The sequence below is a fragment of the Kitasatospora sp. NPDC058243 genome (assembly GCF_042882025.1).
Classification (GTDB): domain Bacteria; phylum Actinomycetota; class Actinomycetes; order Streptomycetales; family Streptomycetaceae; genus Kitasatospora.
This window is the reverse complement of the sequence record NZ_JBHVWW010000024.1, coordinates 47,290-55,886: the sequence shown is the minus strand read 5'-3', so window position 1 is coordinate 55,886 and position 8,597 is coordinate 47,290. Positions and strand designations below refer to the sequence as shown.

Genomic DNA, 8,597 nt, shown 5'->3' with positions numbered 1-8,597 from the left:
GGGACGGTGGTGCCGTTGCTCTGGGTTCTCTCGGTGCTCTTGGTGTTCGGGGTGTGCGGCGGCAGGGGGCCCCTTAGGGAAAGAGGGGTCGGCACTCCGCCGGGCTGGGGGGGGCCGGGCGGAGTGCCGGTGGTGGCGGCCGTCAGGGGCCGTTGTCCGGGTGGCCGTCCGAGGGCGTGCCCTCGGACGGCCTGACGGGAGATCAGCAGAACAGGCCGCTACAGAGCAGCACCGTGTCGCAGATCAGGACGGTGCAGACGCCGCTGCAGCCGCCGCTGCTGGCCTCGGGGGTCGGCAGGGTGGTCTCGGTGATGCGCGCGTCCAGGTCGCCGATGAGGGCGTCGAGGTCGGTGAGCGCCGTGATGTCGGGCATGGTTGTCCTCCTTCAGGAGCGGTGATGGGTGGAGACCGCCCCGGTGGCCCGCCCGCGAGGGGCGGGCGCACCGGGGACGTCGGGTTCGCCGCGCAGTGCGGCGGCGGCGGGCTCCGCGAGTTCCTCGGCGCCCTGGTCGAACGGAAGTCTGAGCAGCAGCTGGGCGGCGACGGCGGCACCGCCGTGCACGGGGTCGTGGAGCAGCAGGCCGCCCGGGTCGGGGAGCATCTCCTCGACCAGCAGGTCCGCACCTGGGTGGCGCGCGCAGATCCGCTCCAGCAGCGGGACCGCGGTCAGCGCCGCGAAGTCCACGGGAACCGGTTTCGGCTGGGGTACGGCCCGGACGAACGCGAAGCGCGGCAGCCCGGCCGAGCGCCCGAGGGCGGCGAGGGCGCGCACCTTGGTCAGGTCGCCGTCGCCGGGCCGCCACAGCTGGGCCGCCGGCACGCGCCAGACCGCGGGGCTGATGACCAGGGCGCCGCCGCCGACGGTCACCCGGGGCAGTCGGTCCGTGTCGGGGAACGCCTCGGCCAGGCCGTCCAGGCGGATCAGGCGCGAGCCCGCCGGGTGGCCGGCGGCCAGCAGCAGCCGGACCAGGACGTCGTACGGGGGCAGGGGCGTACGGGTGGCGTGGTGGACGGGCAGCAGCCGGCACCCGTCGGCCTCGGCGATGATCCGCGGGCCGACCCGTCGCAGGGTGATGCGCTCCAGCGGCAGGTAGCGGGCCGTCAGGCCGTCGGCTCCCTGGTACGGCAGGGGATCGGGATCCCCCGTCCACCAGCCGGTGATGACCGGCCGCCGGACGGCGTTGGCGGCGCGTCCGGCCAGCGGCGGCACCAGCAGTTCGACGAAGCGCGCCCCGGACAGCCGCTCGACGGAGGCGAGGAAGGCCCGGTAGCTCCGGAGGTTGTCGTAGCCGCCGTGCAGGGTGTGGAGCGCGTCGGCGAACCGGGCGTCCAGCACGCCCGCCGGTGAGGCGGTCTCCAGTACCGCGACCGGGCCGGGGCCCGGCAGCGGACGCAGCAGGCAGTCCAGGGGCCAGGGCGGCAGCGCGGTTGCGGCCGGGGGCGCCCCGAGCGTGTCCAGCAGGTCGTCGTCCAGGTCCACCGGTCCGCCGCCGGCCCGGGCGGACAGGTGGGCCAGCAGCCTCGCGTAACCGGAACCGGAGGTCTCGGCGGGGTGCCAGCCCGCGTACCGGCGTGGGGGCTTCGGCGGTGGCGGCGGGCAGCTGCCGTCGGGTAGGTGGCGCGCGAGGATCTCGCCGAGCGGGCACGGCCGTTCGGTGAGCTCCGCGAGCTCCGCCGGCAGCCGGTGCGGGTCCGGCCCCGCGAGCCGGTCGGCTTCCCGCAGCCACGCCACGCGGGCGGCGGTGCCGAGGCCCTGCTGCACCTGGCGGGCGGCTGCTCCGGAGACGGCCGAGGCTATGGTGCGGTAGGAGTCGGTGAACCACGGCCGGGAGTCGTCGGCGGGGGCGGCGGAGCCGGTGGTACGGAGCGCGGGTGCGGGTACAGCGGAATCGGTGCTCGGCGCAGGTGCTGGTGCGGGTGCCGGAGGAGGCGCCGGTTGCGGAAGGGTGCCGCGTGCGCGGACGTCCTCGGCGGCGAGCCAGCCCGTGGTGCGGCGGCGCGGGGCCGCGCAGGCCTGGAGCACGCCGAGTCCGAGCAGGTGCGCGAGGAAGCCGCGCAGCACCGTGGGAGCGGAAGCCGCCGCCCCGGTCGCGGCCGTGCCCAGCAGAGCCGCTTCGAGGTCGCCCAACGGGCGTGGGCCGTCGGCCAGTTGGGCCAGCACGTGATCCAGGGGGAGGGAGCGCCGCAGGTCGACCTGCCGCAACCGGCCCCGGTCGTGCGGGTCGGTCACCCAGCAGCGCAGGACACCGGCGCCCGGTGCGGTGCCCGCCGGCTGGGGGAAGTGCAGCGGAGCCAGGGCCAGCACCGTGGCCGGGTCCGCCGCCCGCAGGTCCAGGGCGCCGAGCCGGGCCCGCACGCCGTGGACGTTCTCCACGGCCTCGGCCGCCACCTCGCCGAGGGCCGTACCGGGCGGGACGAGCCGCAGCAGGGGGCCGTCGGCCCAGCCGCCGTTCCCGCCACTGTTCCCGCCGCCGTTCGCGCCCGCCGGGGTGACCGGCAGCAGGGTGACCTGGCCGACCCAGCCGCGCGGGGTGGTCTTCGCCGCGGCCCTACCGAGCGCCCGCCACACGTACGCCGCCCGTTTGCGCAGCCGCTTCCCGCTCCAGGACTCGCCCGCGGCCAGCCGGCCCGCCACGTCTGCGGCCGCTCCGGGCTCCACCTCGTCCAGGAAGGCCCGCATGACGGGCGACGCGCACACCAGGGACCAGCCCAGAGCGCCCACGCGCTCGCGCTCGGCCGTCACCGCGGCCTCCAGCCGCCGCAGAGCGAAGGCCGCCGACTCGGCTTCGCCGGACAGCCGTGCGGCGTCCGCGACGAGGCCGGCGGCGGCGGGCAGCCGCCCCAGCAGCCCGCAGTCGGCCGGGCCCGGTGCGGCGCCGGAGTGCAGCCGACGGCGCACGGCCAGCACGGCGCGGCGGTCGGCGGCGGTGAGGGCGGGATGCGGCACGACCACGCTGCCCAGCTGCTCGGCCAGTCGGCGGGCGTGCTCCGCCCGCCGTTCGTCCCGCCGGGCGTGGTCGGCGACCTGTGCGAACAGTTCCGGGTTGCCCGCCGCCGCCCACGCCGCCAAGGGCATGCCGGCCACGCGGAGCAGTGCCGCGGCGCCCAGTTCCCGGTCCTCGGACACGTCAGGACCTCCCGTCACCGGTGAGCGCGTGGGTCAGCAGGCTCTGCCGGGCCAGGGAGAACCGCCCCCGGTTCCAGTGGAAGACGACGTAGTGGGCGGCGGCGCGGCGCGGGCCGATCGCCGCCTCGCCGGACTCGAAGTAGCCGGTGCGCCAGCGCTCGGCGGCCCGGCGCACGGCGTCCCCGTGCACCTCGACCGCCGCTCGCCGGTGCGGCGGCAGCGGAGCGAGCAGGCTCTGTCCGTCGGCCCGCCAGGCCGCGAGGATGCCCGCGGCGGCGCGCCGGGTGTCCTCGTCCGGGTCGGTGCCCAGCCTGCGGCCGGCGTCGTCCTGGAGCACCTGCCAGACCCCGCGGTGCTCCCAGCCGACGATGCCGAGGCCGTCGAGGAGTTCACCGAGGAGGTACAGGGACAACCGCCAGTCCGCGACCGCCTCCGGTCGGCCCGGCGCCGCGACGGTGTCGTGGTGATCGAGCCAGGCCAGGGAGTCCACCGTGAACAGGTCGTGGACGTGCCGCATCGATCGCGGGCCGCCGAAGAGGTAGGTCTCCGGCTCGTACCGTCCGCACAGCGGCGGTTGCGGCTGTCCGTCCACCGCACGGAAGCGGCGCGTCAGTTCCTCGCGCAGCGCCCCGACATCGGACCGGCCCGCCTCGAACCGGACCCGCAGCCCGGGCGGTTTGTGCATGAAGAAGAAGGAGCGCGCCGCGCCGGCGGCGATCAGGTCGCGGGCCGTGTCCGCGACGGCGCGGTACGTCCGGTGCCAAGTGGCCGGGCCCGGTGCGAGGTTGATCTGCACCCAGCCGTCCTCGGGCCTGTCGTCGCGCAGCGCGGACAGCCCGGCCGTCAGGAACGCGCGGCGCGCGGCCTCGTATTCGGGGCCCGCGGAATCGACCGGTACCGTTCCCCACGGAATGTCGCGAGCGTCCTGGAGGCAGTCGGCCAGCAATCGTTCGACCTCCACCATGGTGCCCACCTCCTCGTGATTTCGGCTCTGCTCCTGGGGTTTCCACCATTCGGTCGGATTGAAAAACGGAAGGCAAATATTCATATGATGAAAAAGGGTGCGCCCGCTGCGCGCAAGGGACTTCGCGCGCTGAAGGCGCGTCCTGCGGGCGGATTCTGAAGCCTTCGCCCCCCCTGGCTCGATGATCGCCCGCTTGCTGGTGAGTTGGTGTCACTTCTGCTCGAACTCCCATTGAGCAAAACGGCGTTGGCGAGCCCGAAAGTGTCAGGAGAGCTCGGCGAGAGCGCCGGTGACGGACCGGGTGGGGTCGAGCAGGTGGGCGAGGCGGTGGGCGGAGGCGGTCCAGGACCAGTGGGTGGTGGCCCAGTCGCGGCCGGCGGTGCCCATCCGGGCGCGGTCCGCCGGCGGGGCGAGGAGGAGACGGGTGAGGGCGGCGGCCACGTCGGCCGGGTCGCGCCCGTCGACGACGGTGCCGGTGACGCCGTCGAGGACGGTGTCGGGGGCGCCGCCGGATCGGCCGGCGACGACGGGTAGGGCGGCGGCGGCCGCTTCGAGGTAGACGATGCCGAGGCCTTCGGCTTCGAGGCCCGCCCGGCGGGTACGGCACGGCATGGCGAAGACGTCGGCCTCGGCGTAGTGGGCGGCGGTGGCCGCGTGGTCGAGACCGCCGGCGAATTCGACGCTGCCGGGCTCGGTGCACCGGTGGGCGAGCGCGCGCAGGCGGTCCTCGTACGGGCCCTGGCCGACGAGGACGAGGACGGTGCCGGGGACGGCCCGGCGGATCGCCGGCAGGGCGCGGATCAGGACGTCCTGCCCCTTGCGCGGGACGAGCCGGGCGACGCAGAGGATCACCGGCCCGGTGCGGGCCCGCCGGGCGCCGGCGGCGCCGGGCCGGAAGCGGTCCGGGTCCACGCCCGGGACGAGGCGCGCCAGTTGGGCGTCCGGGCCGAGGGCGGGGGCGATCCGGGCGCGGGTGTACTCGCCGAGGTAGGTGACGACGTCGACGCTGCGGCCTATCCGGCGCAGCAGGCGGCGGGCGCCGGGGGTCCGGGCCCACCAGATCTCGTGGCCGTGGGTGGTGGCGACGGTGCGTTGGATGCCGTCGGCCTGGCGCAGCAGGCCGGGGGCCATCGCGGCGAGCGGGGCGGCGGCGCCGAACCAGACCCGGTCGCAGCCGTGGGCGCGGGCGATCTCGGCGGCGCGGCGGGTGGCCCGGGCGGTGGGCAGCAGGGTGCGGGTCCGGTCGCGGATCACCGGGAAGGGGAGGGCGGCGTCGTGCCGATCGGCGCCCGGTTCGGCGGAGGTGTAGACCACGAGGTCGGAGTGGGGCAGCCGGGTGGCCAGGGCGTGGACGAAGGTTTCGATGCCGCCTTGGCGGGGCGGGAAGTCGTTGGTGACGATGAGTGTGCTGCCCATGGGCGGGTGAGACCTCGGTTCGGTGTCGGAGAAGGCGTTGGCACCAGGGCCGGCCGGCAGCGGTCGCGGGTCCGGGGAGTCGTGCCGATTCATCACCCGTTCATTGCATCGTCGCAGGTCAGCCTGGTCATCACGGTCAGGTCGAGTCCTCTGGTCGGGTTTCCCCTACCATCCGTCGGGGCCTTCGCCCGGAGACCTTCGCATCCGATCTGACGTTCGGTGTTCGCTGGATTACGGAAAGTGCCCGCGCTCCCGCTATCGTGTCGGCGTGGTGAGGTCGTGGGATGCGGCAGTGGAGCGGGCGCAGGACCGGCTGGCGGCGGGGCCGCGGCTGCGGGCGGTCGCCGAGGGGGACGAACGGCGGTTCGCCCTCTGGGACTTGACGTCCCTGGTGGAGGGCGAGCTGGGGGAGCTGGTGGCCCCGGACGCGCTGACGCCGGAGGCCGAGCGCCGGTGGCGCGAGCGGCTGGGGGAGAGCGGTCGGGAGTGGCCCGGCGGCGAGCTCTACCGGCGCCGCTACTGGGTGCTGGACGAGGGCGGCGCCGCGGCCGGCACGGTGGCGGTGGACAACTGGACCAAGGGGCCCGGCCAACTCGCCGTCTCCTCCCTCTACTTGCTTCCGGAGGCGCGCGGCCGGGGGCTGGCCGCCGGGGCGCTGGACGAGGTGTACGCGGCGGCCGCCGCGGAGGGCCTGCCCGGCTTCCGGCTGGAGGCGCACTGGTCCTGGCAGCACGCCGTCCGCTACTACCTGCGCCGCGGCCTCTGGGTGGTCGGCTGGAAGCGTTCGCTGGCCCTGGCCCGGATGCCGCAGCTCCCGCCGTACCGGGTGTGCGAGGAGGGCGGCTGGCTGCACCTGCTGGTCGCGGACCGGGGCTGGGGCTGGGTGCCGATGCTCGCCGCCGGCTGCGAGGGCCGCTGGCTGCGGCTCGACGAGACGCCCGACTACCGGGCGGCCGACGGCTGGGTGCACGAGTACGCGCGTTCGACCCTGGCGCTGCATCTGGCGCTCGCGGGCCGGCCGCTGGTGCGCGGCCCGCAGTGGTGGGCGGAGGCGTGGCGGTGGTCGGACGCCGGGGAGCCGGAGGGGCTGGCCTACAAGATCGAGCACTTCGAGCAGCTGGCCCTGGCGGCGGGCCGCCAGGTGGTCAGCCCGTACCGCCCGGCGGTGGCGGCGTCCGAAGCGCCGACCCCGCCCCCGGCGCCGAGAGCGGAGGCCCCGGTGGCGGCGGCGCCGGGGCTGGCAGACTCGGGGGATGGCTGAGATCGAGATCGACGGCGTGCCGGCCGACCCGGCGCGGCTGGCCGCACTGGGGCTGCTGAACTATGGGCACTTCACCACCCTGCGCGTCGAGGCGGGCCGGGTCCGGGGCCTGGCGCTGCACCTGGACCGGCTGCTCCGGGACTGCGGGGTGCTGTTCGCCGCCGAGTTGGACCGGGCGGCGGTGCGGGAGCGGATCCGCGCGGTGCTGCCCGCCGACGGCGCGCCGGTGATCGTCCGGGTGACGGTGTACGACCCGGAGCTCGGCCTGGAGCGCCCCGGCGGCCCGGCGGCGCCGCGGCTGCTGCTGACCACCCGCCCGGCGGCGGTGGCCGCGCCGGCCCCGCTGCGGGTGCGCACGGTCGGGTACCGGCGGGAGCTGCCGGAGGTGAAGCACGTCGGCCTGTTCGGCCTGGTCCACCACCGCAGGCGGGCCCAACTCGACGGCTACGACGACGTGTTGCTGGTGGAGCCGGACGGCGGCGGGGTGGTCGAGGGCGCCACCTGGAACGTCGGCTTCCTCGACGGCCGCCGACTGGTCTGGCCGGACGGCCCGAGCCTGCCCGGGGTGACCGCCGCGCTGCTGGCCGGCGCGTACGGCGGGCCGCAGTCGCGCGAGCGGGTGGACGCGTCCGGGCTGGGCCGCTTCACGGCGGCGTTCGCGGTGAACGCGGGTGTCGGCGTCCGGCCGCTGGCCGCGGTCGACGGTACGGCCTTCGACCCGGCGCACCCCGTGCTCGCCGAACTCGCCACCGCCTACGGGGAGATCGCCGCCGACCCGGTGTGAGCCCGCCCGGCGCCGGCCCGCAGGCCCCCGGAGGGGGGTGGGGATATCCCCACCCCCGGTCCGCCAGCGGCCTCCATGGTCCGCCGGCCTGGCCTTTTCTAACGTGGAACCCGTCGACGACCACCGACGATCCCCGAAGGAAGGCCCACCCATGGCACGCCGCCACGACCGCCCATCGACCGAGCCGTACGCCGCCGGACCGCACGCCGCCGGACCGTACGCGACGGGGGCGTACGGCGGCGGCCCGTACACCGAGCAGGGCGCCCGTCCGGCGATCGAGCTGCGCGGGGTGCGCCGCACCTACGGCCGCGGCGCCGAGACCGTGCACGCGCTGCGCGGGATCGACCTGGCGCTGGCCCGGGGCACCTTCACCGCCGTGATGGGCCCGTCCGGCTCCGGCAAGTCGACCTTCCTGCAGTGCGCGGCGGGCCTGGACAAGCCCGACCAGGGGGAGATCCGCCTCGGCGGCGAGGACATCACCCGGCTGAGCGAGGACCGGCTCACCAAGCTGCGCCGTAGCCGGATCGGCTTCATCTTCCAGTCCTTCAACCTGCTGCCCTCGCTGACGGTGGAGCAGAACGTGCTGCTCCCGCAGCGGCTGGCGGGCGAGCGCCAGGATCGCGCCCGGGCCCGGGAGCTGCTGGCCCAGGTCGGCCTCGGCGAGCACGCCAAGCGGCGGCCCGGCCAGCTCTCCGGCGGCCAGCAGCAGCGGGTGGCGATCGCCCGCGCGCTGATCACCGACCCGGACGTGGTGTTCGCCGACGAGCCGACCGGCGCGCTGGACACCCGCACCGCGCACGAGGTGCTGGGCCTGCTGCGGCGCGCCGTGGACGACCTGGGCGCGACGGTGGTCATGGTGACCCACGACCCGGTGGCGGCCTCGTTCGCCGACCGGGCGCTGTTCCTGGCCGGCGGCGCGCTCGTCGACGAGCTGCACCACCCGCAGGCGCAGGCCGTCGCCGACCGGATGGTCTCGCTCACCGCCCGCCCGGTGGGGGTCGCGGCGTGAACGGGTGGCGTGGACCGATCGACGAGTGGAACGGGG

At 76.1% G+C, this 8,597-nt stretch carries 7 protein-coding genes; 3 read left to right on the top strand and 4 right to left on the bottom strand.

Translation table 11 applies throughout. The features are described from left to right. Window positions 1–202: 202 nt before the first annotated feature. The 4 genes from ACFVX9_RS18060 to ACFVX9_RS18045 form a co-directional block, all read right to left on the bottom strand. The gene (locus tag ACFVX9_RS18060; protein WP_350883108.1) at window positions 203–373 is read right to left on the bottom strand and encodes a hypothetical protein; all 171 of its coding nucleotides are present in this window, start codon (window positions 371–373) and stop codon (window positions 203–205) included. Between the two features lie 12 nt (window positions 374–385). Further along, window positions 386–3,127, bottom strand: coding sequence for a lantibiotic dehydratase (locus tag ACFVX9_RS18055; protein WP_387982445.1), 2,742 nt, complete (start codon window positions 3,125–3,127; stop codon window positions 386–388). Window position 3,128: 1 nt separating this feature from the next. Continuing rightward, window positions 3,129–4,091 carry a thiopeptide-type bacteriocin biosynthesis protein gene (locus ACFVX9_RS18050; protein ID WP_387982443.1) on the bottom strand — a complete coding sequence of 321 codons (963 nt, stop codon included), beginning with the start codon at window positions 4,089–4,091 and terminating at the stop codon, window positions 3,129–3,131. A gap of 264 nt (window positions 4,092–4,355) precedes the next feature. Next, on the bottom strand, window positions 4,356–5,507 hold the full coding sequence (locus ACFVX9_RS18045) for a glycosyltransferase family 4 protein (protein WP_387982442.1): 1,152 nt from the start codon (window positions 5,505–5,507) through the stop codon (window positions 4,356–4,358). Window positions 5,508–5,775: 268 nt separating this feature from the next. Here ACFVX9_RS18045 and ACFVX9_RS18040 point away from each other — a divergent pair, with 268 nt between their 5' ends. The 3 genes from ACFVX9_RS18040 (at window position 5,776) to ACFVX9_RS18030 (ending at window position 8,561) form a co-directional block, all read left to right on the top strand. Further along, complete coding sequence (locus tag ACFVX9_RS18040) at window positions 5,776–6,768, top strand: GNAT family N-acetyltransferase (RefSeq protein WP_387982440.1); 993 nt, start codon at window positions 5,776–5,778, stop codon at window positions 6,766–6,768. Beyond that, complete coding sequence (locus ACFVX9_RS18035) at window positions 6,761–7,552, top strand: aminotransferase class IV (RefSeq protein ID WP_387982438.1); 792 nt, start codon at window positions 6,761–6,763, stop codon at window positions 7,550–7,552. Before ACFVX9_RS18040 ends, ACFVX9_RS18035 begins: the two co-directional genes overlap by 8 nt. 151 nt (window positions 7,553–7,703) lie before the next feature. Then, window positions 7,704–8,561 carry an ABC transporter ATP-binding protein gene (locus ACFVX9_RS18030; protein WP_079135965.1) on the top strand — a complete coding sequence of 286 codons (858 nt, stop codon included), beginning with the start codon at window positions 7,704–7,706 and terminating at the stop codon, window positions 8,559–8,561. Window positions 8,562–8,597: the final 36 nt, after the last annotated feature.

What these genes read in the sequence shown, in the direction of transcription:
- ACFVX9_RS18035 (WP_387982438.1), top strand. Translation starts at nt 6,761, where the DNA reads ATGGCTGAGATCGAGATCGACGGCGTGCCGGCCGACCCGGCGCGGCTG.
- ACFVX9_RS18060 (WP_350883108.1), bottom strand. Translation starts at nt 373, where the DNA reads ATGCCCGACATCACGGCGCTCACCGACCTCGACGCCCTCATCGGCGAC.
- ACFVX9_RS18050 (WP_387982443.1), bottom strand. Translation starts at nt 4,091, where the DNA reads ATGGTGGAGGTCGAACGATTGCTGGCCGACTGCCTCCAGGACGCTCGC.
- ACFVX9_RS18045 (WP_387982442.1), bottom strand. Translation starts at nt 5,507, where the DNA reads ATGGGCAGCACACTCATCGTCACCAACGACTTCCCGCCCCGCCAAGGC.
- ACFVX9_RS18030 (WP_079135965.1), top strand. Translation starts at nt 7,704, where the DNA reads ATGGCACGCCGCCACGACCGCCCATCGACCGAGCCGTACGCCGCCGGA.